Genomic DNA, 23,951 nt, shown 5'->3' with positions numbered 1-23,951 from the left:
AGAGCGGAGAATCGTCTGTTACATTGGAAAAGTATTGCACCGGAAAGTTCATCCTTCCTCACTTCTAAGTCAGGAAATAGAATTCGCGTTTTAACGAACCGGCTTCCCAACGACAGTATTTACTGCTGTCTTTTTTGTCTTTAATCGCTTAACGACCAGGATACAAATAATCCCTACACAAATCCATAGAATATCTATTGAAAAAATGCCGTATTCTCCATTGTTCCAGGTTCTCCAGAACCAATTTCCCGAACTGAACCCGTTTATCACCGGGATGAGTAAACCCAGAACTCCCCCGGCAAGCAAACAGTATTTATTGGTAAACTCTTTATCCTTTTTCAATACAAACAGGATGCTCAAGGTCAGCCAGCCCAGGAAGAAACTGTAATTCAGAATGGATTCCCGCGACCCGGAAAGTGATTCGGGAAGCAGTTTGGAGACGATGAAACTTGCAGCAGTAATTGGCAGCATAGATAAACAAAGAGCTAAATAGATCGATCCCACCCGTTCATTGTATCTTCTTTTTTTCTCTGTAATATTTTTCTTGTTGCGTGCCTCCAGCCAAATCAACACACCCGAAATAATCACAAAGCAAGTCAGAAAAGCCATCAGGAAATAAATAACTTTCAGCAAATAAGTATTGAAGGTTCCGATTTCCCCGAATTGTGCATAGTGCAAGCGCCTTACGGAAGACCAAATATCATAGTAATATCCCATTTCTCCAGGTGCATGAACCTGTTTCACTTTACCAGTTTCTGCATTGAAAACAACAGAGCCCTGCCCCAAGAAACGTTCCTTAATGTGTTCAGAACCGCTGACTTCAACCTTCATGGTTTTACTGCCATAAAATTGCAAATGAAGCCGGTCGACCTTAAAGTCGGGCCATTTTTTGCTTGTTTCCGAAACCATTCTATTGTAATCAACGATATAAGTTTGTTTGGTCCCCAGTGTATCTGTTTTTGACTCACGGATTACATCGTCGTACATTTTCTCTGCATCCCCATTGTAAATCCACAATGCGTTAGAACTTGCCACGATTATCCCCAGTCCGAACATAGACCCGGTTAAGGCATAAATAAACTGGAAAGGAAGTCCGATTACCCCAAGAGCCGTGTGTGCATCCGTCCAAACCGTTTTTAACTTCTGCTTCGGCCGGAACACAAAAAAGTTTGATTTGATCTTATTCCAATGAACGAGAATCCCGGTAACAATTGCCAGGAAGAAAAACAGAGCTACAAAGCCCGAAATATAATATCCGATCCGGTCCAGCTGGTAATAGAAATGCAGTAAATAAAGCAGTTCACCAAGGCTGAATGAACTTTCATGGCTTTTGAGGACATAATCTTTCGGATTTACTTCGAACTCATAAGCAATCTTCCCTAAAGAATCCGTTTTGGGGTCATCTGAAGCGGAAATGTAAAGCGATTGTTTGACAGAAGTTCCTTCGGAATACAGGTAAATATTTCTCCCGTAAAGAGAGGGAACGCGCCGTTCGACGGAATCCATGATCCGGGTATAATCTATCTTCCCGGATTTAGCAAGCCCTGTCTCAGACTGTTGGAATTTTCCTGTCTCCCACTCACCTATCTCCTGGCGAAACAAGGCAAATGCTCCACCGAAAAAGATAATGAAAAGTCCGACGGTGATTGTAATTCCGCTAACGGTATGCAGATGAAAGAATACGTTGTAATTTCTGTTGTTCATGAAGCCAGGTGAGCTATTAATTTCGTCCGAAATGAATAAGTATGTAAAGAGCAGCCAAAATAAGCAGGTAATAAAGCCAGCACTTCCAGCCGCTTTTAAATAAAAAAGGTACGATCATCAGGGTGATCCAAACCGGGAAAAGTGCATAAACAGAAGTTATGACCGCTGTTTTGTAATCCGGAAGCCAGAAAGCCAATGCGGCGAATAAAAACGAGGAGATCAATAAACTTCCCAGGATTGCTGCTGTCACTTTAGCAAAGCGCTGCCAGCCTGATGAAAGGTATTTTTTATTTGCCGGCATGCGAATGAGTTTTTGCTTGTTCTTTAGTTATCAGTGGTCTTAGCAGAACGGTTAAGCTCGCCAGCAGCATGAGGCAAGTCAGATCGTAGAATAAACCACCGGCAAAGCCGAAGAGCAACATGAAACCGGCCAGGGTAATCCCGATCAGAAACCCTCCCAAACTCAAAGAAACGATTTTTTGTTTGCGGATCAATTGTTCCCAACCCGACAAGACATAGGTTGTTTTAGCCGAATTGGTGTAGATTAAATAAAACCCGAGTAATTTCAATAAGAATAAACCAAAAACCATTCTTTCTGCTTTGCGGGACTTCCCAATTTTCCGGCAAAATTAGTTTTTTGGCACGCAACGTTCAATACCTGAATTGAGGTATAGATGTCGACTTATTACTTGTTCAGGGTATCAATGTCTCCCGCAGAACGCTTACGCCTTAGCTTCAGCGTTGGCGCATTACACAGAAGAACGCAGAATTTTCATCACTCCTATTCCTTCTTGTAATAGTGAAAGTTCTGATTTACAGGTTTGATGTAGTCTCCACTTTTTAGTTTGATGAATTCAAAAGTTTGGGTCACAGGAGGAACTAAAGTTGTGTGCTCAAGTTTAAGTGTTTTTCCAACTATTGACCATTCCCCATAAGTAACCCACTTATTAGCTCCGTCCAAATCTGTGACTATACATTCTAATTTATTTCTCCCTTTAAGTTTTAACACCATTTTATTTCCATAAACAGGGAATTTCAATGCCCCATCTGAAGAATCTTTAGGGATTCGTAAAGCATCTTTTGGATTATATACTAAATGATAAGTTCCCTTGACATTGTTTTGGGAAAAAGAGAGCGGATTCTGGCTTAAGGCAAAAATCAGCAGTAAGGATTTCAACAGGTGGGATTTCATTTTGATTTTAATTTAGGGTTGATCCTTTAACGCAATAAGGAAACAAATATTATCATACTCATACGGAGTAAGTCTACTCTCATGTGTTCTTGATACTTCCCGACTTTATAGTCAGGAAACTCAAACTGACATGAGAGCACATAAATTCGTAATTTGGAATTCGTAATTATTTTTTAAATTAACTCCATGAAAAACAGGCACTACTTATTGAATCGGGTGTTTCTACTTTCGCTGCTCACATTGCTTTTCAACGATTGGTATTTGAAAGCAGCATACCCGTCTTTTCTAAGTGGTAAACTCTCGGATATAAGCGGATTAATTGTTTTTGTTTTCTTTTTCAGCTTCCTCCTGGGAAATCGTTTTAAAACACTCGTTTTTATCAGTACGGCAATTCTCTTCTGCTGGTGGAAATCTTCTTTCAGCCACGGATTTATTGACAAGTGGAACGACTTTTTCCCATTCTATTCCATTGATCGAGTTGTGGATTATACCGATCTGATTTGCTTATTGGTTTTAATCCCGATATATTTTTATCGGCCAAACAAAACCCTTTTGCCATTCAGTAATCAAGGGATTCTTATTCCGGTACTGTTCCTGAGTGTTTTCGCCATCACTGCAACTTCTAAGGCAAAACACATAAACGCATACGATACCTCAGTGAAATACAGCATTCAAAAATCATTCAAACTGAAAATGACACACTCAGAATTTTTGAAAAACCTTTCGTTCAGTAATATTGCTTTTGAGAAAAACCCCAACACTATTCCTCCCAAAAAGTCAAGTGATCCGCATGGGTATATCTTGAAAAACTTCACTATACGGGAAGGCCTGACAGTTGAATCCATGCTGATCAGTGTGAGCGAACGGAATAAACGAATTAAACTTTCAATTCATGAAGTCAGTATCATTGATCCTCCGGCAGAAACCGGCAAAGAAATAAAAAAACGGATCGTAGACGAAACCAAAGAACTTTTTGCCCTTGAAAATTGATTCTCCCTATCTTTATTTTGAATGACAGCTATCGAAAAACTAACATTTGTTATCACCACATTTGCAAAAATGAGCCCGGAAGAATTTGAACTTTCACTTCCTTTTTGGAAAGAACGAATGTTTAAAAAGGGGGAATTTTACAACGAACGAAGTCATATCTGTAAAAACCTGGGATTCATTATCGATGGAACATTTCGCTCTTATATTGTAGAAGAAAAAAGCGGAGAAGAGAAAAACGTATTTCTTTATTCATCTGATCAGTTTGTGGTTTCCTTTAAAAGTTTCATCAACCAAGCGCCTTGTGATTACCATACACAATCCATGACTGATTCAACAATTCTCTATATCAATATCGTTGATTTACTGTCGCTGTACAAACAATCGCATCAATGGGAACGTTTTGGACGATTATTGGCTCAGGAAGCTTTTAATGTGGCGATGGAGCGCAGTGAAAGTTTTTTATTCAAAACTCCGGAAGAACGTTATTTGGATCTGATAAAACACCATCCCAACATTTTCAATACTGTTCCTTTGTATCATATTTCCTCTTATCTGGGAATTCAAGGTCCATCTTTAAGCCGCATTCGCAAAAGACTTTCAGGCAAGTAATCCGGGCATTACGAATAATATCTGGTCAACAGACGATTTTAACCCAGGTTAAAATTAATGTGATGCAAACGCTGCAACTTTGTCTTAACAAACAAAATGAAAGCATCATGAAAACGTCAAAAACAATTGTATTAATCCACGGATTATTCGTAAACAACACTAGCTGGACAAACTGGAAAACTTATTTTGAAAACCAAGGGTACACGGTTCATACTCCCGCAAATCCAGGTCATGAAGGAAAGCCATCCGATTTAAGACAAAACATCCATCCGGATCTAACGAAAGTGGGATTTGAAGATGTGGTGATGAATATTGTAAAATTAATAGATACACTTCCTGAAAAACCGATCGTAATCGGACATTCATTAGCAGGGTTAGTTGTTCAAAAATTGATTGAACTGAATAAAGCGGTTGCCGGAGTAAGCATCGATGGGGCTCCTCCCAAAAATGTATTCGCCCCCTGGCAAACGATCAAAACTGTTCTGCCGGTTGTAAATCCATTCAAAGGCGGATCAGCTTATTTGGGCACCAGAGAATGGTACCACAAAGCATTCTTCAATAACTACACCCGCAGCGAAAGTGATACATTTTATGATGAGATTGCTGTTCCCGAAAGCAGAAAAATTGCACGGGATACTTTACTGAAAAGCTTTGCTAAAATAGATTTCAACAAACAACACGCACCTCTTTTATTCATTGGCGGGGAAAACGACACCATCTTCCCGGCAGCTTTCACTAAAAAGATTGCAGGATCTTATAAAGACAAAAACAGTGTGACAGATTTCAAATCTTTCGCAGGCAGAAGCCACTACATTGCCGGAGAAAAAGGTTGGGAAGAAGTGGCAGACTATACGCTGAACTGGATTCAAAACCTATAAAAAAGACACACTACAAGTCGGATTCATATTACTGGTTCGACTTGTAGTTTTTTCTATTTATACTAAATGAACAGGTACTTTTTTCATTGCATTAATCACTTGATTTTGTATTGTTAGCATGTTAGTTAACATACTTACAAGAATACTTAATCAGTTAGCATATTAGTTAACATGTTTACGATCACACATAATCGATTAACAATGGAATACAGCTGTAGTAAAAGAAAAGGGGCGAATCCGCCCCTTTTTTCTATCGAAAGCAATACTTTCTTTTACTTTATTTCTTCGTAATCAACATCCTGGACATCACCTTTAGGACTTGATTTAGAGACGGAAACCTTTCCGAAATTCTTCAGTTTTTCGTTTCGTTCCTTTACAAATTCCTTTTCACGGGCAAGATCAACACGTTCCTGGTCCAGGTTGCGTTTGGCAATCATCACACGTCCTAGAAACCGAAGCAGGATCAATGCTCCGAGGATCATCAATATTGTTTTAAACAAACCGGAAATGCTTGCTTCAACTATTTCAGGATTTAATAATCTGCTCATTCAAATCTATTACTATCTTACTTTACGACTGCTATTCATGCTTTACGACTGCACTAACGCTTGTCTGTATCGAATCGTCAGCCGCGACTGACTCTTACTTAGATAAATGCATATTTCTTTCCGAATAGATCTTTGTGAAGAAAGGATCTTTCAAATTCTTGATGAAACGGATCGCTTCACCCGTTGATTTCATTTCAGGACCTAATTCTTTCTTTACATCCGGGAATTTCTCGTATGAGAACACCGGGATCTTAATCGCGTATCCTTCTCTTTTCGGGTTGAACTTGAAATCCTTTACTTTCTTTTCTCCCAGCATGACCTTCGTTGCATAGTTCACGTACGGTTCGTCGTAGGCTTTCGCAATGAATGGAACTGTACGGGAAGCACGTGGATTCGCTTCTATGACATATACTTTATCGTCTTTGATCGCAAACTGGATATTGATCAATCCGACTGTTCTCAATTCAACTGCAATCTTCCGAGTAATATCCTCGATTTGCTGCATTACAAAATCTCCCAGGTTGTAAGGAGGAAGAACAGCGTAAGAATCACCGGAGTGAATTCCTGCAGGTTCAATGTGCTGCATTACACCGATGATGTAAACATCTTCACCGTCACAAATTGCATCTGCTTCCGCTTCAATTGCTCCACCAAGGAAGTGATCCAGTAGGATTTGGTTATTTCCCATTTCATTGATAATGTCAACTACATGGTGTTCCAATTCTTCTTTGTTGATGACAATTTTCATTTTTTGTCCGCCTAATACATACGAAGGACGAACCAATAAAGGGAAGCCAAGGTCTTTCGACAGTTCAATTGCCTGTTCTGCACTTTCCACTACTCCATATTTCGGGAAAGGAATGTTGTTCTTTTCCAAAAGCTTGGAGAATCGTCCGCGGTCTTCTGCCAAATCCAAAGCATCAAAGCTTGTTCCGAGGATCTTAATCCCGTAACGCTCTAATTTTTCAGCCAGCTTCAGAGCCGTTTGTCCTCCTAACTGAACAATAACTCCTTCCGGCTTTTCGTGCTGAATGATGTCGTAAATATGTTCCCAGAAAACAGGTTCGAAGTATAATTTATCAGCTGTATCGAAATCCGTAGAAACCGTTTCCGGGTTACAGTTGATCATGATTGTTTCATAACCGCATTCTTTGGCAGCCAAAACTCCGTGCACACACGAGTAATCGAACTCAATTCCCTGACCGATACGATTCGGTCCGGAACCCAGGACAACCACTTTTTTCTTATCGCTAACTATGCTTTCATTCTCATATTCGAATGTAGAATAGTAATAAGGTGTTTTCGCATCAAATTCTGCAGCACAGGTATCAACCAATTTGAAGACACGTTTGATTCCCATTTCGGAACGCTTGTTGTGCACTTCAGACTCCAGGCAGCGCAGTAAATGTGCAACCTGACGGTCGGCATATCCTTTTTGTTTCGCTTCGAACATCAATTCTTTCGGGATATTTCCCAAATGGAATTTCTCAATCCGGCGCTCTAATTTGATCAGGTCCTCAATTTGTTTCAGGAACCAGGTATCTATTTTTGTTTTTTCAAAGATCGTTTTGAAAGGAATTCCCAGTTTGATGGCATCATAGACATGGAACAAACGGTTCCAGCTCGGATTTTCAAGCGAGTGCAGGATATCATCCTGGCTTGTCAGTTCTTTTCCGTCGGCCCCCAATCCATTTCGATTGATCTCCAATGACTGACATGCCTTTTGTAATGCTTCCTGGAACGAACGCCCAATTCCCATTACCTCCCCGACTGATTTCATTTGCAGTCCAAGCCGGCGGTCAGTTCCCGGGAATTTATTGAAATTCCATCGCGGTATTTTCACGATCACATAATCCAAAGTCGGCTCGAATAAAGCGGAAGTTGTTTTAGTGATCTGATTGCTCAATTCATTTAAGTGGTAACCGATTGCCAGTTTCGAAGCGATCTTAGCGATCGGATAACCGGTTGCTTTCGATGCCAAAGCTGATGAACGGGATACCCTCGGATTGATCTCGATTGCGATAATATCTTCCTTTTCATCCGGTGAAACAGCGAACTGTACGTTACATCCTCCGGCAAAGTTCCCGATCGAACGCATCATCAAGATGGCCATATCACGCATGCGCTGGAAAGTTGTATCCGAAAGTGTCATTGCAGGAGCAACCGTAATGGAATCTCCGGTATGAATACCCATCGGGTCAAAGTTCTCAATCGAACAAATGATCACTACATTGTCATTGGAATCGCGCAGCAACTCCAATTCGTATTCTTTCCAACCCAGAAGTGCCTTATCGATCATTACTTCGTGGATCGGGGACAATTGAAGTCCGCGTTCGAGTAATCCGTCAAATTCCTTCGGGTCGTATACGATCGATGCACCGGAACCTCCTAAGGTATAAGAAGGGCGGATACATAAAGGGAAACCGAAGTCCTGGGCAATTTCTTTTCCTTCAAGGAAAGATTTAGCTGTTGCCTGCGGAGCCATCGGAACGCCAATTTTCTCCATCAATCCGCGGAACGCTTCCCTGTTTTCGGTAATTTCAATTGCAGCGATGTCCACACCGATGATTTCAACACCATATTCTTCCCAAATGCCCATTTCATCGCATTTGATTGCGAGGTTTAAAGCAGTTTGTCCTCCCATTGTCGGCAAAACAGCATCGATTTTGTGATTTTTCAAAATTTCAATGATGCTTTCCGGTTCAAGAGGTTGTAGGTAAATATTATCTGCAACGACCTTATCAGTCATAATCGTAGCGGGATTCGAGTTGATCAGTGTTACCTCAATACCTTCATCGCGAAGCGAACGAGCGGCTTGAGAACCTGCATAATCGAATTCACATGCTTGACCAATTACGATGGGGCCTGAACCGATGATTAGTACGGACTTAATGGAATTGTTTTTTGGCATTATGCGCTTTTTAAGAGTTCAATTTGTAATTAATCTTTGCAACATGGTAAATGGCTCTACCTATACTACAAATTGAGCGCAAATTTATGGAAATTAATCCAGACTCGTACAAAACCGATTTTGTTTTTTACTGAGTTATTAACACGATTTGAATTGCAAATTGCGAATTGCGAATGCTGTCCGGATAGTTATCGGGATTCGAATTCAGAATTGATCCAAAAGCACGCAGTTAGGTAAAGAATAATTCTCAGCAGAATTTGTTAAAAATCAAAGTCGGTAACTAATTATAAGTGAGGACATTTGGATTACTCATAATTTTTATCCAATTTCGGGGCACTACACACAAACTCTTAACTTATGACAACGCGCACACTATGGTACCTAATACTAAAAACACTTGGCATGTGGCTAATTATTACCGGCCTCATTTCTTTGCCAAGTTTGATCCGCAGTGTTTCTGATATTCTGGCAAAGCCTTTTTCCCTGGCAACATTGACCATTGAAATAGCTTATTTAACGCTTATCAGTACTTTCTACTTCCTTATTTTTCAGTTTATGATCCTGAAATCCCATCGGACCATTGATTTTTTGAAACTTGAAAAACGGTTTGAACACGCTCGCATTGAACTCGCGATCCCTTATAGCAAATCACTAAAAACCATCATTATTCTTATCGGTGGAATTCTTTTTCTAAAAGCTGTTCCAAACCTGATAGAGTATATTTACTCCTTCAGTACAGAAGATTTATTTTTTAGCCAGAGCCAGAAAACTATCAACATGATCGTCTATTCCACGCAGGCAGTAATCAGTTTCCTAATAATGACCAATAGTGGGATCGTGCAGCGCTACATTAATAAGAAAAGCGGAGAAACGGAACAATTGCGGACGCCAACTGACAGATCAAATTCCGAATTCCTAATTCCGAAAGCCGAATTACATTCCGATAATTATCAGGATGTAAATGCTTAATTATGAATTATCATTTGGGAAATAACCTTGCGTTTTTAAGCCAGGACTATTTATTTGTGCATATTTGCAAGTATCAAATTTGAAACTTTCTAAATCATGTCTATACGTAGTTTTTGGCTTTTAATTATTAAAACCATCGGGATCTGGATCGTTATCCGGGGAATCATATCGCTTCCTGAAATTGTAATAAATTTTTTAGTGGCATACAATGCTCCTTACAGCACATCGGAAGTGATCTTTTTTCAAGTCTTATTTTTAATCGTACCAATTCTTTTTTACCTCCTTGTCTTGCGGTTTTTAATTTTGAAAACGCAAAGTATTATTGATCTTTTGAAACTTGAAAGAGGATTTGAGGAAACACGAATTGACATTACACTGCCATACAACAAGGTTCTAAGAATCATCATTATCCTGATCGGAGGAATTATATTTATAACCGCAATCCCGAATTTATTTGAGAATCTTTATTCGTTTATTACCGAAGATCGCCCCTTTAATGAAAGTCCAATGGCTACCAGTTTAATTGTAGGGATCGTTCAATCCATCATTGGTTTTTTAATTATGACCAACAGCGACATTGTCCAGCGCTACATCAATAAGAAAAGCGGAGAAGCCGAAAGCAAGCAACTGGATAAAGAGGAATTTTAGATAATTATGAATTAGTTAAGTTTTACTCATAAACTTAGATTCGTTTTTCTATTAATTCTGGACGATCTTCTTTTGATCGAAGTACTTCTTAGCTTTCATTTCTTTTAGCAGTATTTCCAAATTGGCTTTATCTTCCGCGTATAAAATAATAACCGGTCTTTTTTGGGAATCGAAAAAACTCATGATCTTGTTTGGAGTGAATTTCACTTTGGAAAGTTCAGGGAAGAGCTTTTTCATTTGTTTGATATTCGCTTCCTGGTTTCGATCGATAATCACCAACTGAGTTTGATGACCTGTTTTTAAATACTCCAGCGCGGTCGGATCCAAAATAGGTGAGGAAAAACCGGAGTTTGTCATTTGAAAATAACTTCCGATCAAATTCATCACCTGATCGATCTCCGGTCCTGCATCCGCATCATTGTAAATAGAAACCCGGTTGAGAAGTATCCCATAATCGGTGACCGAATTCGGGAAAGCTGCTGCAAACAGGTCAATTGCTTTGTTCACAAATGCCTGATCCAGCGTTTTGTTATTTGAAATATACTCTTCAACCATAGGATACAAGGCTTTGCCAAATCCGTTGATATACTCATTATTGTACCAATCGGTTGAATCAAGTTCACCGCTCAGGTATTTATACGCCCATCCGTTTCCCAGGGCAGTTGCCAATCCTTCATCAAAAAAGTTATAGGCAAACTGGCTGTAAGCTGATTTGTTTCCGGTGAAATAAGTTTCCAATTGGTGTTGAAATTCGCTGGACTGCTCGTCATATAACACATGACACATTTCATGAAGAACCACTCCTATCCTTCCCACATGATCCGTTTCATCCGTCAAAACTCCTACACACAAACTATTTGCATGTGGTGTCGCGGTACTACTCCCACTCTTCCCGGGAATGGGATAAAGCGCTACAACAAAGGGAATTTCCTTCATCCAGCTGGAATTGTAAAAGCGATTGATCTTTGTAAATGATTCCGAGCATTGCGCTGTATATTTCTCCAGGGCAGTTCGCTGAGCAATAAGTTTTGTTTCATTGTCATTCCATATCAGACGATCATAATAACCTTCTGCCTGTTGCATAAGCACAATTAATTTCTGCAATTCACTATTGGGCAAAATACCGATGATCCGGTCTCTGAACTCTGCAATTGTCGTTGAATTGACCAAAGCAATATCAATCAAATCATAAGTAGTGCGTGTTTGCCGCCGACTCTCGGGGAAGTCCGCTCTCCTGAACTGATAATCCAATTGAATGTGTGCAAAATCAGTTGCCAGTTTTGCAAATTCCTTATCCCCTTTTGTTTTCTCATCGATAAATTGCTGAAGCGTCCGGGAAGTGGAATGACTATAGGTAGCCGCTTCCAAAAAGTTGAAAATGCAATATGGTTTGCTGATCTTGAATTGAAAACCGATGGCATCCTGGGTGAATGCGTTTTGAAACAGCAGACAAAGAGTTGTGAGTATGAGGAGTTTTTTCATGATCCCGGTTTATTTGATTTGTTTATTTACTAAAATATAAATGATCCGTTTTTTCACGCAGATTTACGCAGATAAATGTTACATCAAATCGTCTGTGAGTTTTTTATTCTATAAGTGTAGATAATCGGATAAAAGTGACATTAAATTAGCTGCTTATTTTGGAAGAACTGTTTTTTACACTGAAGCAAACGGACAGCAATGCGCTAAGCAGATAAAGAAAAATAGCTCCACTACAAAAAGAAATTGAGAACCAGGATTAACCTATAAGAAAGTTTATTTAGAATCACTTTTATATTAATCATTAAATTCTTTTTCAAAGCGTTCAATCTCTTCTTTCATCATCTTTTCTTCTTCCTCCTGCTGCTTGTCCAAGTTTTCTTCTGTCACAAACTCTCCTTCTTTTAGATACGTAAACCAATGATTTATCAGAGCAAACCTCCCCATTCGCGGGCTTTGAACAAATCCCAAAACAAGTATTCTTCCTTTTGAATCTTTAATAACGGGCGATTTATCCACATACAAACCAGTCGTAGCCTCTATCAGGGATGTTAATTCAAATGAATTATTCAAAACGTATGGTGATTTAATATCACCATTTCCGGAAAGCTTAGCTCCTTCAATTGCTTTCACCATCAATGTAAAACAAATTTGAACACTATCTTCTTCTCCAAGTTTTTTGAAGGCAAACCCCATTTCCTTGAATCCTGTGATATTATTCGGTGAAATCATCAGTAATTCCCTGCATTTCTCAAGAGCATCCCGATACTGCTTTTCTTCATTTAACTTATAGACCTTCTTCGCTTTCAAATCCAGATCTGATGGATTAAAAGGAGCCGACAGCTGCACATAATGCGTATACGACAGCATGTGTTTGGGGGTTAAGGTGGTATCGAAAGCGGCTAGTCTGCTCCGAACCTTCTCGTGAAAGAACTCACTGTCAGCATCAAAAATAGGCACTTCCTTTCCTTCAATTAGGACTTTTTTATCCTGGGCTGAACAAGCAACTAAAAAGGCGGTCAGAAAAAGAATTACCAAGTGATATTTCATTTCGGTTTGTTTAGTTTAATTACAACACAATATTATTCACCGGAGCCAATGCTTCAGGCAAATCTGTTTCGCCCAGCATTTCGCGCAAATCAATTTCAATTGTACGGCTGATCTGTGAGATCGGAACATCATTTGCACTTCCTTCAAAGGGATTTTCGGCACTTTCACCAACCTGCTCCAGGGAAGTAAAAACCCACGAGATCAAAACACTGAACGGAACGACCAGCCAGATCATGTGACCTTTCATGAAACCGTCCACATAGTCATTCAGCTTTGCAAATTCGAAAAGCATCCCAAAAGGCAGCAAGAAACAAAACAGGCGAATAAAAAAAGTATTGATCGTAGAAAATTGACGTGGGTAAGGGAAATTCTTGATGCGTTCACTTTTCCCCTGATGCTCAAAAAACTCATTCAAAATCTTTTGCATTTCAATGTATCGGAAGGTATCCAATTGCCCTGAATCCAATAATTCACGAAGCAGCTCCGACTGCTTTGCCAGCAATTGGGTTGCCCGGTTCTTGTTTTTCAACAAGGCATCCAATTCCTCCTGCCCAATGTATTTAATTAATTCTGATTCAAGCGATGTTTGACGCTCCGGAATGGTGTAAAAACGCTGGTATTCTTTGTTGTAAGACTTGGAAGAAGTTTCCCAGATCCGTGAATCACGCATTTGATAACGAAGTGCTGTCAGCCAGGCGAAATGGCGGTAGATCAACTCCTTGCTTTTGGCATCATCATTAAGCATGTTCTTACTCATTGCTCCCCATGACCGGCTGCTGTTGACAATAGAGCCCCAGATCTGCCGTGCCTCCCAGGTACGATTATAAGCCTGCGTATTTTTAAATCCGACAATAAAAGCGGTAGCTGTTCCCAGCAATGCCACAACTGTCCATGGAATTGCGATCCAGTGAATCTGAAATACCTCAAACAAAACCACCGGGATTGATCCGATTAGAAACAGCCAGAAAATATTTCTCCGGGTCCAAATAATAAACTCTCCTATGTGATACGATTTTCCTGAATGCATGTATGATTATTTTCGTGAAGTAAATTTACTGATGATTATCCCAACCAGAACAACGGTATAGAAATGTCCTAAAATTCCCAGTACAGAAGTAACGAGTTTCGTAGCATGTGCAGCGGGAACAATATCACCGAAACCAATACTTGTCATGGAAACCGAACTGAAATAAACCAAATCCATATAGATCGATGCGCTGTCCCGCATATCCACTCCATGAAAGGCATGCGGATCATTGTAAATCATCAGCTGCAGCAAGAAAACACTGATCTCGATGAGTAAAAAATAACCACAGGCAGCTGCCGAGATCACATCCGTATCAATGTAGCTTGGTTTCACAAGGAATTTCACTACTTCATAAAAAATGAAACTAAAGAATATAACGTAAATGATATTCAGTACTTCGAAATAGAGTCTTACATCCTTTACAAAGGAAATTCCAACAGGAAGCAATACTACCAGGATGAACAGCAGGTTTTTGATCCAGGCTTTCCATCTGTTTTTACCCAGGAAGATTCCAGTACAAGCCAACCCGAGCAAAAACATATTAATGGGCCAGATAATATCCCGGTAAGAGACATGGTCGCTGATGAAAATTCCAATAAACAGATGCTGGAGCAATGCAACAAGCAGAACCTCATACTTTCTTCGTTCAAAAAATTCAAGTAGTCTTCCCATTTCCCGCTTTTATTTATTCCAAAGATAATTTTTCCGGCTAAATATCATCTCTGAATTTTACCGCTAAAAGGGGGCATTATATCAGATTACAGGATGTTCGAATGTGTTTTAACGGGTTCTAAAGTTGCAAGTTCGCGATATTGCGAACAGCCCTTTAGCAGACTGGGATCCAGAGCAGGAAATCACCTAAATTCCAAATAGTTTAAACTTACTATTTTGTCGCTGCCAGATTAAAGCACATAATTCCCACTGGTAAGCGCCTCAAAATTTGTGAATCTGCGCGAAATATTTGTTCCATTTCAATTACTCTTAGGATACAATTAAGCTGTAATTTGTTTAGCTGAGGGAATTTGGTATGGACATGACAGCCCTCTCTAAAAAGACACTTTGTTTGAGTAAAAGTGTTCGTTTCTGAGCTTAAAAAAGTACTTTTACATTAAATTAGTATTTCCATGAAATTGGTTTTAAATCAGCATCAAATTGAGCAAAAAATCATGCGTCTGGCGCATGAAATTTTAGAAAATACCTATGGTATTCCCGAACTGTTTATCGGTGGAATCATAGGAAACGGAGAAACTTTTGCACAGCAGATTACTGAGATCGTCCGGAAGAACAGTTCCCAGGAAGTCACTTATTTCAAAATAGAACTGGATAAGGATCATCCCCTGGATTCAATGATCAAATGCTCTATTGATCCGACATTGTTCAACGGAAAATCAGTGATCCTGGTAGACGATGTGATCAATTCGGGAACGACCATGCAATATGGAGTTATGAAGATACTGGAACAGCCCGTACGCAGTGTGAAAACGGTTGCCCTGGTTGACAGAATGCACCGGAGATATCCGATTAAATGTGACTTTGTCGGCATGACCTTAACAACCACTTTGGGTGAACGTGTTGAAGTGATACCTTCTAACGGGTCATTGGAAGCGTTTTTAGTATAATTAAAAATGCAAATTCAAAACACAGATATTTTTGAATTTTACACTCATCATTTTGCATTCATATGAAGCGAATAACAGAAGCGGAAAGCAATCACCAGGACTTGGACCTTATGTCGACAAGGGATCTGTTGATCGGAATCAATGAAGAAGATCATACTGTTCCCCTGGCAGTTGAAAAGGAAATTCCCCAGATAGAGAAACTGGTCGATGCCTGCGTCGAGCGCATGAGCGACGGCGGAAGGCTTTTTTATATGGGCGCAGGAACAAGCGGACGTTTGGGAATTGTGGATGCCAGCGAGTGTCCTCCGACCTTTGGTGTTCCTCACGGAATGGTCATCGGGATCATTGCCGGTGGAGACCAGGCAATCCGGAAAGCCGTTGAATTTGCAGAGGACGACCGCGAACAAGGCTGGAAAGACCTGGAAGCGTTTCAAATGACGGAGAAAGATATCGTTGTCGGAATTGCAGCATCAGGAACAACACCTTACGTATTGGGAGCATTGGAAACCGCTAAGAAAAAAGGCATTTTAACCGGTGGCATTTCCTGTAATCCGGGTTCACCATTGAGCCAGCTTGCTGATATTGCCATCACTCCTGTTGTAGGTCCGGAATTCGTTACCGGAAGTACCCGTATGAAAAGCGGAACAGCACAGAAATTAGTATTAAATATGCTTTCAACCGCCATCATGATCCGTTTGGGAAGAGTGAAAGGAAACCGGATGGTGGATATGCAGTTATCCAATGAAAAACTGGTTGACCGCGGTACCAAAATGGTTATGGACGCAACCGGATTGGACGAACAAAGAGCCAATGAATTGTTGTTGAAACACGGTTCGGTGCGGGCAGCAACAGAAGCTTTTAAGCAATAAACAGTGAAGATAAACCCCATTATTCATTCATCAGACTTAACGATCAATCGTCCGAAACCGCTTGTTGAAGACATTCCTGTACTGGAATATTCAAAACAAATTGACCCAAAATATGCTGTTGAAGCTCTATTGGAAGGGAATCATGTGTTGATTGCTGATCAGTTCAGCAGCGGGACTCTCGTATTGGAAGCTTTGAAGAAGAAGCTCTCAACAAAATCCACGAATGATTCGTTTCAGGGACAACGGAATTATCGCGAGGAATACCGAAATGCCTCTCAGCTGTTGTTAATTGAAATCAGCGATCACAAACTGCATGTTCGGAAAGCTCCCCAAATTGGCTGGTTAAAAATCCTGTATCCTGAAATCCCTGATTTTTTTCTGCCCTTTACAGATGTCCAGGGATTAAACAGTTCCTGGCAATGGTATGAAAAAGGAATCCGGATTCCGGGATTGAAACAAACACTTCATCCGTTTTACGGGACCTACTTTCCTACTCGTTTCGAGCACATCGAATTGTTTGTCAGTTATTTGAAAAAGTATTCAGGCAAGAAAGAAAAAGCATTTGATGTCGGGATCGGAAGCGGTATTTTAAGTAAACTACTGCATCAATATGGTTTTCAGGAAGTTCACGCTTCAGACATCAATCCGAATGCGCTAATCGGAATGTTTGAATCACAAAAGGATTCAGAGTTGCAAACCAAGCTGTATTTTGGCGACCTGTTTGCCGGATCACAAGTCAAATCAGACCTGGTTGTATTCAATCCGCCGTGGGTCCCGCTTCCAAAAGAAGTTTCGGGTATTGACCTGGCGATTTATTATGACACAGAACTGTTTCCCCGTTTCTTTGAAGAAGCTCACAAACACCTGAATCCGGAAGGAAACCTGGTCTTATTGTTCTCAAATTTAGCCGGATTAATGAATCCGAATTTTGTTCACCCGATTGAACAGGAATTGAAACGCCATAAACGGTTCATCCTTGTTGAGAAAAAGACCAAAAAAGCAGCTGCAGCATCTTTGAAGACTAAACGCAAAGCAAGCTGGCGGGATCAGGAATTTGTGGAGTGCTGGGTGCTCAAAAGTTCAAAATAGTCTAAAAGGTATAAATAGTTGGAAACATTCGGAATTCGTAATAGGGAATTCGTAATTTTGAAAAATGCAAATCAAAACAACACTTACGCAATCCGAATTCGCCAAACTGACAGGGATTTTACTTTTAAAAAGATTACAGGTTCTTTTCTTACTTCTAGCAATCCTGGGTTTAATCATCGGTGCGCTAATCGCTATGTTCGTGTTCAAAAATGAATCTGCATACATGCTTGTCTTTGTCGCGATTGTATTCCTGGTCTTATTTGCATTCAGTATTTTCAACAATGCCAAAAGACATTATCAGAGCAATCCACGCATCCGGCAGGAAACCACTTATGAGTTTTCAGACAAAGGAGTTTCCATTTCAAAAGAAGGATATTTGTCGACCGTTAAATGGAGTGAAATCATCCGCATCCGCAAAAGAGCCGGTTTGATTCTGATCTGGCAGAATAAACTGGTGGCAAACGTGATCTCAGTAAAGGATGTAAGTCCGGAACAGTTGCACGGAATGAAAGCATTTATTCAAAAGAAGAACATTCCATCCAACCTTTGATCTATCCTCCACCGGTATTCACACGACCTTTCAAATCATCGGCGCCAGTTCCTCTTCTTCTGCTTCCGGCTACGCTGGTTTTCCCGAATTTATAAGTGAAGCTTAGGGTTGCAACACGCGTATCCCGTTTCACATCGAAGTATTCCCTGTAATCCGTAAATGCAACATTTGCCCGGATGTAGTTCGTGTAGAAAATGTCTGTCCATGCGAACTTAATCACACCGCGGCTTTGAAGGATTTTCTTTTGAACACCAATACCTGTGTGCCAGATCTCTTTGATATGATCAAAAGCATAAATTTCCGGTGTGTGATAAGAAGCATTCCATTCAATCGACCAATCTTTTTTCAATGTAAAGGTATTTACCGTATTCAGGATCAGCACTCCTGATCCCCTGTTTTGGAGGTTGGTTTGGGCTACATTCCCGGAATAAAGTGCAATATATGCGTTGATATTGTTCACACTGTTCCACCATTTGGTAACCTGGACAGGAGCCGAAATATTCGCATAAACCAGATCAGCCCGTTTCAGGTTGATATTCGTCTGAACAGTTACATTCTGATTCTGCGTTAAAGGTGCGATTACTTCGGTGATATTGTCTTTGGTCGTTGCGATTCCCACATTCACAAACAGCACATTCTTAAAGGCATATCCAAGTTCAAAAGTGTAAGTGGTTTGCGGGCGCAGGGACGGATTTCCTTCCCTGTATGTTGACGGATCCAGGTAAAACTTAAACGGATTCAACTGATCATAGCTAGGACGGTCAATTCTGCGGTTCATTGACAACTCGAAATGGTGTTTTTCAGTTAGATTGTATCCCAGGTAAGCTGTTGGGAAGAGTTGAAAATACGTAGTGTCCGAGACAGAATTACTCGTCCTTTGCGTTCCTTTTACATGTGTGTATTCTCCTCTAGCACCCAGTTGAAACGACCACTTCTTGCCCTCGTAATTCCAGGTTAAATAACCCGCACCGATCGTTTCCTGGTACACATAATGATTGCTTTTAGTGGTATCATAAACAGGTGTTCCGCTGCTTCGGTCGAAAAACTTCAGATCGTTATCTGCAATTACATAACTTGACTTCAAACCTGCATCCAGGAAATTTTTCGCATTTAGAGCCTGGTGTAAATCTACTTTTGCCGAATGGATTGCCAGTTTACCTTTCAGATCACCGGTAAGAATGTATGGATCCTGGAATGGAACACCGTTTAAGTCATAATAACTGGTATTGAATCGCTGTTCATTCTGATTCCGGTAAGCTGCATAATCCAAATCCGCCGTAATCTCAGAACCCAGGGAATCCAGGACATGCTTGTAATTTACATTGGCAGAACCGTTAAACCACTTTTCCTTTCGCTGATTTGTTGTAGCAAAGCGCGAAGCAACCACATCTTCCTGGATTTGAACATCCGATTGATTGATACCGTCTATCGTATACGCGTTACTCATGCCGTTTACCACGAAACTTAGGGTGTTCTTTTTGTTCACCTGGAAATCCATTCCAAAGCGCGCACTGTGATTGGAAACAGGGAATTTCAGGTCATTATCCTGAAGGTAAGCCCCTACAAAAGTATCCTGTTTGTAAAAACGCCTTTCGAGGATCAGGCGATTGAAGCCTTTGCGGTATGCATAATTATAGGAACCAAATACATTAACTTTCTTGTTCCGGTGATTCAGGGAAATTCCTGCTCCTGCTTTGGGATAAATCCCCTGTCCGTAACTGGTATTAACCGTTCCGTTCGTTCCCAAACGCGTATCTTTCTTCAATCGGATATTGATAATTGCCGACCCGGCCGCATCGTATTTTGCCGAAGGATTGCTGATCAGTTCAATCTTATCGATTGCCGCGGATGGAATTCCCCTCAAAAAATTGGCCAGGTCAGTTCCCGACATGGGTTGTGCTTTTCCATCTATCTGCACAATGATCCCTCCTTTTCCATTCAAACTGATATTATCTGTAGAACTGATACTTACTCCCGGCGATTTTTCTAAAATTTCAAATGCGGATGAACCGGTTGCACTCAGTGATTGTTCTACATTCAAAACCATCATTCCGGGTTTCCGTTCGATGTAAGGTTTGACTGCGGAAACCGTTACTCCTTCCATTTCTTTTACCTGCCCCTGAAACGCCAAATTCAATCCGGAAGCATCCGATAAAGCCAATACGGGAGTAGTAAACTCCGTAAAGTCTTCATGAGTTGCACGGATAAAAACAGAATCTACAGGAAGAATATCTGCTTCGAAATGACCGTCTTTCTCAGAAACTGCCATGGATAAAAGGGTCGAATCCGTAGAATAGATAAACAATACCGCATCAGCTAACGCCTGTTTTTTGGAATCCGTTACAGTTCCCTTTACCCAAACTTTTTCCTGTGAGAATGCTTGAAAAGAAATCAATAAACAAATGAGTATTCCTGTTTTCATAGGAGTATAATTTGAACAAAGATGCCCCTCATTGCTCAGTGAATTGTTGTTTTATTTTTTATTTGTGATTAATCGTTTTAAGAGAACGTTGAACGGTTTTTAGTCCTGATAAATGATAGAAAGTTTAAAGAGTTTAAATACCAAATAACTACCGGGATCAAAAGTTCAATGTATTGACTGCACCTCCCATCCTTGCTTTTTTCATTTAAATTTTTCGATTATTTCATGACTATATCGCTTTAGCAATTCCAGGAGGTTCGCCAGGCCGAAAAATCGAGTAATTTTAGGAATTCAATCAAAAGTATGAGCAAGTTAAGAGGTGCGTTATTTGTGGGATTCGGAGCAGCGAGTTACGGAATTCTTGCAACCATCGTGAAGTATGCCAATAACCAGGATGCCCACACCAGTGTGCTCACCTTTTACCAATCCTTGGTTGGTGTGATCGTTCTGTTTGTACTGATGCAATTTGCAAAAGCAAAAAAAACTCCGGTCAAAGCAAGTGTGAAATCGAAGTCCAAGCTGGTTCTTTTTGGTATTTCAATGGGCTTAACGAGTTGTTTCTATTACATTTCCATTCAAACGGTTTCCGTATCCATTGGTATTATCTTATTGATGCAGTCCATTTGGATGAGTGTTGTGTGGGAAATGATCCAAACGCGGAAAGTGGCACATTGGCTCAAAATAGTTGGCAGTTTCTGTGTTTTGGGAGGAACAGTGCTTGCAACCAACCTGATCCGGGAAGACGTTCATGTTTCAACAGAAGGAATTGTTTACGGATTGCTGGCAGCTTTATCCTATACGATCAGCATGCACGCTTCGAATCACGTTGAAACACAGCTATCCAGTGTGGTACGCAGTTTCTGGCTGATTGTCGGGAGTTTGCTCACCGTCATTGTTTACTGGAACCTGCAGATCTGGGAGCATTTAGACTGGATGATCTTCCTGAAATTCGGAATTATTTTAGGTCTTTTCGGAACAGTGATCCCTCCTATTTTATTCAATATCGGAATTCCACAAACCGGATTGGGATTGGCCGGAATCCTGGCAGCAATTGAAATACCGGTTTCTATTTGTTCTGCACAACTTATCCTGCATGAAACCGTGACGGGCATGCAATGGCTGGGAGTCGGGATTATTATCGCAACGGTGGTGGTAATAAATGCGAGGAAGATAAATTAATTTCTGTTTCATTTCCCGCGGAAGACCATGGATTATAGGGCTTATCCTGTCATTATATTAATCAAGGAATTAAAATCACAATTTATTGATGTAACGAAAATCAGGGGAAAAATCAATTCTTCAATAAGCTTAAAGAATATCAAAGTCTTTTGAGCTACAAACAAGCAATTATTGAAGGGATTCTTTCAGGTTCTTTGAAAGGTATAGAAAACATCAAGAGAATTATTAACTGATATGATATTTTACCACAAATACACAAATGATGGCGCCTACCGGTCGCCATTTGTCTCCCTTTAAACTCTGCAGAAGCAAAAACTAATCCTCCCAGCCACAAACCTTCAATCCTAGTTTTTCGGCTTCTGCGACGGTGGATTTTTTCACTTCGTGCTTACAGTTGTTGAGTCCGCGGCAATCGCGTTTGTAATGAAAAGCAACAGAGCTTGGGGAATCGCAGATATAAACAACTCCATCTCCGGAGGAGAAACAACACGCAAGAGCAATAGCTAAAATTAATTTCATATGAATAGTTTGGTTTCGTTACAGTTTAATCAATCGTTGCGCCAAGATAGTCAATTCACTCATTTACAGCTATTTTTTTGTAATTTCCCGGGGAAACCCTAAACAAAAAAACATGCGTTGCCTTCTTACTTTTCTGCTGCTTTTAATCTATTCTACCGGTTTTTCCTGTTACAATGAATATTACGCACTGGATGCAAAAGGACACTTTCATCAAATGGGTATGGGAGAAATCCGTTTCCAAAAAAACTTTGATCAGCGTCAGATCGAACGAAAACTGATCCAGCTTGAAGAGAAACTCCAAACAAAAGCGGATTTCAAATTGCTTTCGGATTATGGTTTATACCTCGTGAAAGGCGGGAAAGTCAAAGAAGCCCGGGTCCTATTTGAAACATTAGCGAAAGCTTACCCCAACGAATACAGCATTATTGCGAATCTCGGAACAACTTATGAATTACTTGGAGAAAACGAGAAAGCACTCGAATATATACGGAAGGGATTGAAAATTAATCCGAATTCACACGGGGGAAGCGAATGGATCCATGTGAAGATCCTTCTTGCTAAAATAGCTTTAAACAAAGATGCGGATTACCTGAAGAATGCAAGTGTTTTGAATTTGAATGCCAGGCAGGAATCTTCCGAAGCTATCCGCAAGCAGCTGTATATTCAATTAAAAGAACGCTTTCCTTTTTGCAAAGGTCCGGATCCTATAATGGCCGACCTGTTTATTGACCTGGGAGATTGTTACGCCGAAACCATTTCTTTTGAACATGCAAAAGGCTTGTATGAAATCGCTCAGTTCTACTACCAAACAGACCAAAGAGTTGCGAATGAAAAAATTGAACTTGTTCGAAGGCTCCGCTCCAAATACGCTGACAGTGTACCGACAAAGCCAGGAGTATTTGAACGTAGTATGATCGAAAAAGTAGGTGGTATCCCATATAAATCTTACTTACAGGATCCCAATTCCGATAACTACCAGGTTGACTGGTCAAAAATTGAAACGGATCCGGATAAATTATTGAATTACCTGGGACTGGAACGAGTGGTTGAAGAGATATCCAACAGTGAAACACCTAAAGCAAAAGATACTCCGAAAGAACAAGGGAAGATTCCCGAAACGAAAAAGAAAGCAGATAACTCCATGCTTTGGATCGGGTTAACACTGACTATATTAATCGTTTCTATTTTCACTTATTTCAGAGCAAAGAAAAAATGAACCTTTCTCCGGAACTGACATATCAACAGGCCGAAATTCAAGATTGCCAGTTATTAACAGAAACTGCAACCCGCTCGAAGCAAGATTGGGGATATTCGGACAATGTCATGGAATTGTGGAAAGATGACTTGCTGATTGATGAAGATTATATTCGGAAAAACACCGTCATTAAAGTTTATGTTACAGGGAGATTTATTGGCTTTTTTGCAGTGATTGCCCTTGATAATGAAATACTGGAAATTGACCATTTATGGTTGCTCCCCGGAGAAAAAAGAAAAGGATTCGGTTCACTTATTTTCAAAACGATTCTCCAATACGGAAAAACAAATGCTTTTAAAAAAGCAATTTTGATTGCCGAACCAAACGCTAAAGGTTTCTATGAAAAAATGGGAGGAACTGTTCAAGGAACCTTTCAAAGTAAAATCAAGGACCGTCAATTAGAGATTTATCACTACACTTTGTGAGTAGGAATTTGACTAACTT

24 protein-coding genes are annotated in these 23,951 nt (G+C 40.2%); 12 read left to right on the top strand and 12 right to left on the bottom strand.

Annotated features, from left to right (window positions below; genetic code table 11):
• Positions 1-90: 90 nt before the first annotated feature.
• From K0S23_RS01360 to K0S23_RS01345, 4 genes are all read right to left on the bottom strand, one after another.
• On the bottom strand, positions 91-1,704 hold the full coding sequence (locus K0S23_RS01360; protein WP_300353211.1) for a PepSY domain-containing protein: 1,614 nt from the start codon (positions 1,702-1,704) through the stop codon (positions 91-93).
• Between the two features lie 16 nt (positions 1,705-1,720).
• The gene (locus K0S23_RS01355) at positions 1,721-2,005 is read right to left on the bottom strand and encodes a hypothetical protein (RefSeq protein ID WP_300353208.1); all 285 of its coding nucleotides are present in this window, start codon (positions 2,003-2,005) and stop codon (positions 1,721-1,723) included.
• Entirely contained in the window at positions 1,992-2,294 is a 303-nt protein-coding gene (locus K0S23_RS01350) for a hypothetical protein (RefSeq protein WP_300353205.1), read from the bottom strand. The genes K0S23_RS01355 and K0S23_RS01350 overlap by 14 nt, the downstream gene beginning before the upstream one ends.
• 191 nt (positions 2,295-2,485) lie before the next feature.
• Positions 2,486-2,896, bottom strand: coding sequence for a hypothetical protein (locus tag K0S23_RS01345; RefSeq protein WP_300353202.1), 411 nt, complete (start codon positions 2,894-2,896; stop codon positions 2,486-2,488).
• Positions 2,897-3,082: 186 nt separating this feature from the next.
• Between K0S23_RS01345 and K0S23_RS01340 the strand changes: the two genes are divergently transcribed.
• From K0S23_RS01340 to K0S23_RS01330, 3 genes are all read left to right on the top strand, one after another.
• On the top strand, positions 3,083-3,886 hold the full coding sequence (locus K0S23_RS01340; RefSeq protein ID WP_300353199.1) for a hypothetical protein: 804 nt from the start codon (positions 3,083-3,085) through the stop codon (positions 3,884-3,886).
• 21 nt (positions 3,887-3,907) lie between these two features.
• On the top strand, positions 3,908-4,495 hold the full coding sequence (locus K0S23_RS01335) for a Crp/Fnr family transcriptional regulator (RefSeq protein ID WP_300353197.1): 588 nt from the start codon (positions 3,908-3,910) through the stop codon (positions 4,493-4,495).
• A 107-nt stretch (positions 4,496-4,602) separates the two neighbouring features.
• Positions 4,603-5,373 carry an alpha/beta hydrolase gene (locus tag K0S23_RS01330; protein ID WP_300353194.1) on the top strand — a complete coding sequence of 257 codons (771 nt, stop codon included), beginning with the start codon at positions 4,603-4,605 and terminating at the stop codon, positions 5,371-5,373.
• 272 nt (positions 5,374-5,645) lie between these two features.
• On the opposite strand, the gene K0S23_RS01325 is transcribed toward K0S23_RS01330, so the two are convergent.
• Both K0S23_RS01325 and carB read right to left on the bottom strand, forming a co-directional pair.
• Positions 5,646-5,921 (bottom strand): hypothetical protein, encoded by a 276-nt coding sequence (locus K0S23_RS01325; RefSeq protein WP_300353191.1) that lies wholly within the window; start codon positions 5,919-5,921, stop codon positions 5,646-5,648.
• A gap of 94 nt (positions 5,922-6,015) precedes the next feature.
• Entirely contained in the window at positions 6,016-8,832 is a 2,817-nt protein-coding gene (gene carB, locus K0S23_RS01320) for a carbamoyl-phosphate synthase large subunit (protein WP_300353189.1), read from the bottom strand.
• Positions 8,833-9,234: 402 nt separating this feature from the next.
• Between carB and K0S23_RS01315 the strand changes: the two genes are divergently transcribed.
• Positions 9,235-9,801 carry a hypothetical protein gene (locus tag K0S23_RS01315; protein WP_300353187.1) on the top strand — a complete coding sequence of 189 codons (567 nt, stop codon included), beginning with the start codon at positions 9,235-9,237 and terminating at the stop codon, positions 9,799-9,801.
• Between the two features lie 96 nt (positions 9,802-9,897).
• Positions 9,898-10,449, top strand: a complete 552-nt coding sequence (locus tag K0S23_RS01310) for a hypothetical protein (RefSeq protein ID WP_300353184.1) — start codon at positions 9,898-9,900, stop codon at positions 10,447-10,449.
• Between the two features lie 51 nt (positions 10,450-10,500).
• Here the strand turns inward: K0S23_RS01310 and K0S23_RS01305 are convergent, their stop codons facing one another.
• The 4 genes from K0S23_RS01305 to K0S23_RS01290 form a co-directional block, all read right to left on the bottom strand.
• Positions 10,501-11,931 (bottom strand): hypothetical protein, encoded by a 1,431-nt coding sequence (locus K0S23_RS01305; protein WP_300353182.1) that lies wholly within the window; start codon positions 11,929-11,931, stop codon positions 10,501-10,503.
• Positions 11,932-12,225: 294 nt separating this feature from the next.
• Positions 12,226-12,978, bottom strand: a complete 753-nt coding sequence (locus K0S23_RS01300; RefSeq protein WP_300353180.1) for a DUF4919 domain-containing protein — start codon at positions 12,976-12,978, stop codon at positions 12,226-12,228.
• A 19-nt stretch (positions 12,979-12,997) separates the two neighbouring features.
• A complete protein-coding gene (locus K0S23_RS01295; protein WP_300353178.1) occupies positions 12,998-14,005 on the bottom strand; it encodes a bestrophin family protein in 1,008 nt (335 codons plus the stop codon).
• A gap of 6 nt (positions 14,006-14,011) precedes the next feature.
• The gene (locus K0S23_RS01290; protein WP_300353176.1) at positions 14,012-14,677 is read right to left on the bottom strand and encodes a potassium channel family protein; all 666 of its coding nucleotides are present in this window, start codon (positions 14,675-14,677) and stop codon (positions 14,012-14,014) included.
• Positions 14,678-15,129: 452 nt separating this feature from the next.
• Between K0S23_RS01290 and K0S23_RS01285 the strand changes: the two genes are divergently transcribed.
• The 4 genes from K0S23_RS01285 (at position 15,130) to K0S23_RS01270 (ending at position 18,132) form a co-directional block, all read left to right on the top strand.
• On the top strand, positions 15,130-15,624 hold the full coding sequence (locus K0S23_RS01285; RefSeq protein ID WP_300353174.1) for a phosphoribosyltransferase family protein: 495 nt from the start codon (positions 15,130-15,132) through the stop codon (positions 15,622-15,624).
• Between the two features lie 62 nt (positions 15,625-15,686).
• Entirely contained in the window at positions 15,687-16,493 is an 807-nt protein-coding gene (gene murQ / locus K0S23_RS01280) for an N-acetylmuramic acid 6-phosphate etherase (RefSeq protein WP_300353171.1), read from the top strand.
• 3 nt (positions 16,494-16,496) lie between these two features.
• On the top strand, positions 16,497-17,582 hold the full coding sequence (locus K0S23_RS01275; RefSeq protein ID WP_300353168.1) for a methyltransferase: 1,086 nt from the start codon (positions 16,497-16,499) through the stop codon (positions 17,580-17,582).
• Positions 17,583-17,646: 64 nt separating this feature from the next.
• Entirely contained in the window at positions 17,647-18,132 is a 486-nt protein-coding gene (locus tag K0S23_RS01270; protein ID WP_300353166.1) for a YcxB family protein, read from the top strand.
• 1 nt (position 18,133) lies between these two features.
• Here K0S23_RS01270 and K0S23_RS01265 read toward each other — a convergent pair whose 3' ends face one another.
• Positions 18,134-20,554, bottom strand: a complete 2,421-nt coding sequence (locus K0S23_RS01265; RefSeq protein ID WP_300353164.1) for a TonB-dependent receptor — start codon at positions 20,552-20,554, stop codon at positions 18,134-18,136.
• A gap of 303 nt (positions 20,555-20,857) precedes the next feature.
• On the opposite strand from K0S23_RS01265, the gene K0S23_RS01260 reads away from it, so the two are divergent.
• The gene (locus tag K0S23_RS01260; RefSeq protein ID WP_300353162.1) at positions 20,858-21,733 is read left to right on the top strand and encodes a DMT family transporter; all 876 of its coding nucleotides are present in this window, start codon (positions 20,858-20,860) and stop codon (positions 21,731-21,733) included.
• Between the two features lie 315 nt (positions 21,734-22,048).
• Here the strand turns inward: K0S23_RS01260 and K0S23_RS01255 are convergent, their stop codons facing one another.
• Positions 22,049-22,252: a hypothetical protein gene (locus K0S23_RS01255; protein WP_300353160.1), complete on the bottom strand. Its 204-nt coding sequence runs from the start codon at positions 22,250-22,252 to the stop codon at positions 22,049-22,051.
• A 112-nt stretch (positions 22,253-22,364) separates the two neighbouring features.
• On the opposite strand from K0S23_RS01255, the gene K0S23_RS01250 reads away from it, so the two are divergent.
• Entirely contained in the window at positions 22,365-23,468 is a 1,104-nt protein-coding gene (locus K0S23_RS01250) for a hypothetical protein (RefSeq protein ID WP_300353158.1), read from the top strand.
• Complete coding sequence (locus K0S23_RS01245) at positions 23,465-23,932, top strand: GNAT family N-acetyltransferase (RefSeq protein WP_300353156.1); 468 nt, start codon at positions 23,465-23,467, stop codon at positions 23,930-23,932. Before K0S23_RS01250 ends, K0S23_RS01245 begins: the two co-directional genes overlap by 4 nt.
• The last annotated feature ends 19 nt before the right edge of the window (positions 23,933-23,951 follow it).

It is taken from the genome of Fluviicola sp. (assembly GCF_029266855.1).
Lineage (GTDB): Bacteria > Bacteroidota > Bacteroidia > Flavobacteriales_D > Crocinitomicaceae > Fluviicola.
The sequence above is the reverse complement of the archived record's forward strand: the minus strand, read 5'-3'. Positions and strand labels throughout refer to the sequence as shown.

Excerpts from the sequence above, each read along its gene's own strand:
- K0S23_RS01345 (WP_300353202.1), bottom strand. The coding sequence starts at position 2,896 with ATGAAATCCCACCTGTTGAAATCCTTACTGCTGATTTTTGCCTTAAGC.
- K0S23_RS01335 (WP_300353197.1), top strand. The coding sequence starts at position 3,908 with ATGACAGCTATCGAAAAACTAACATTTGTTATCACCACATTTGCAAAA.
- K0S23_RS01350 (WP_300353205.1), bottom strand. The coding sequence starts at position 2,294 with ATGGTTTTTGGTTTATTCTTATTGAAATTACTCGGGTTTTATTTAATC.
- K0S23_RS01340 (WP_300353199.1), top strand. The coding sequence starts at position 3,083 with ATGAAAAACAGGCACTACTTATTGAATCGGGTGTTTCTACTTTCGCTG.
- K0S23_RS01295 (WP_300353178.1), bottom strand. The coding sequence starts at position 14,005 with ATGCATTCAGGAAAATCGTATCACATAGGAGAGTTTATTATTTGGACC.
- K0S23_RS01360 (WP_300353211.1), bottom strand. The coding sequence starts at position 1,704 with ATGAACAACAGAAATTACAACGTATTCTTTCATCTGCATACCGTTAGC.
- K0S23_RS01355 (WP_300353208.1), bottom strand. The coding sequence starts at position 2,005 with ATGCCGGCAAATAAAAAATACCTTTCATCAGGCTGGCAGCGCTTTGCT.
- K0S23_RS01300 (WP_300353180.1), bottom strand. The coding sequence starts at position 12,978 with ATGAAATATCACTTGGTAATTCTTTTTCTGACCGCCTTTTTAGTTGCT.
- K0S23_RS01255 (WP_300353160.1), bottom strand. The coding sequence starts at position 22,252 with ATGAAATTAATTTTAGCTATTGCTCTTGCGTGTTGTTTCTCCTCCGGA.
- K0S23_RS01270 (WP_300353166.1), top strand. The coding sequence starts at position 17,647 with ATGCAAATCAAAACAACACTTACGCAATCCGAATTCGCCAAACTGACA.
- K0S23_RS01325 (WP_300353191.1), bottom strand. The coding sequence starts at position 5,921 with ATGAGCAGATTATTAAATCCTGAAATAGTTGAAGCAAGCATTTCCGGT.
- murQ (WP_300353171.1), top strand. The coding sequence starts at position 15,687 with ATGAAGCGAATAACAGAAGCGGAAAGCAATCACCAGGACTTGGACCTT.
- K0S23_RS01260 (WP_300353162.1), top strand. The coding sequence starts at position 20,858 with ATGAGCAAGTTAAGAGGTGCGTTATTTGTGGGATTCGGAGCAGCGAGT.
- K0S23_RS01290 (WP_300353176.1), bottom strand. The coding sequence starts at position 14,677 with ATGGGAAGACTACTTGAATTTTTTGAACGAAGAAAGTATGAGGTTCTG.
- K0S23_RS01265 (WP_300353164.1), bottom strand. The coding sequence starts at position 20,554 with ATGAAAACAGGAATACTCATTTGTTTATTGATTTCTTTTCAAGCATTC.
- K0S23_RS01330 (WP_300353194.1), top strand. The coding sequence starts at position 4,603 with ATGAAAACGTCAAAAACAATTGTATTAATCCACGGATTATTCGTAAAC.
- K0S23_RS01285 (WP_300353174.1), top strand. The coding sequence starts at position 15,130 with ATGAAATTGGTTTTAAATCAGCATCAAATTGAGCAAAAAATCATGCGT.
- K0S23_RS01245 (WP_300353156.1), top strand. The coding sequence starts at position 23,465 with ATGAACCTTTCTCCGGAACTGACATATCAACAGGCCGAAATTCAAGAT.
- K0S23_RS01250 (WP_300353158.1), top strand. The coding sequence starts at position 22,365 with ATGCGTTGCCTTCTTACTTTTCTGCTGCTTTTAATCTATTCTACCGGT.
- K0S23_RS01305 (WP_300353182.1), bottom strand. The coding sequence starts at position 11,931 with ATGAAAAAACTCCTCATACTCACAACTCTTTGTCTGCTGTTTCAAAAC.
- K0S23_RS01310 (WP_300353184.1), top strand. The coding sequence starts at position 9,898 with ATGTCTATACGTAGTTTTTGGCTTTTAATTATTAAAACCATCGGGATC.
- K0S23_RS01315 (WP_300353187.1), top strand. The coding sequence starts at position 9,235 with ATGTGGCTAATTATTACCGGCCTCATTTCTTTGCCAAGTTTGATCCGC.
- carB (WP_300353189.1), bottom strand. The coding sequence starts at position 8,832 with ATGCCAAAAAACAATTCCATTAAGTCCGTACTAATCATCGGTTCAGGC.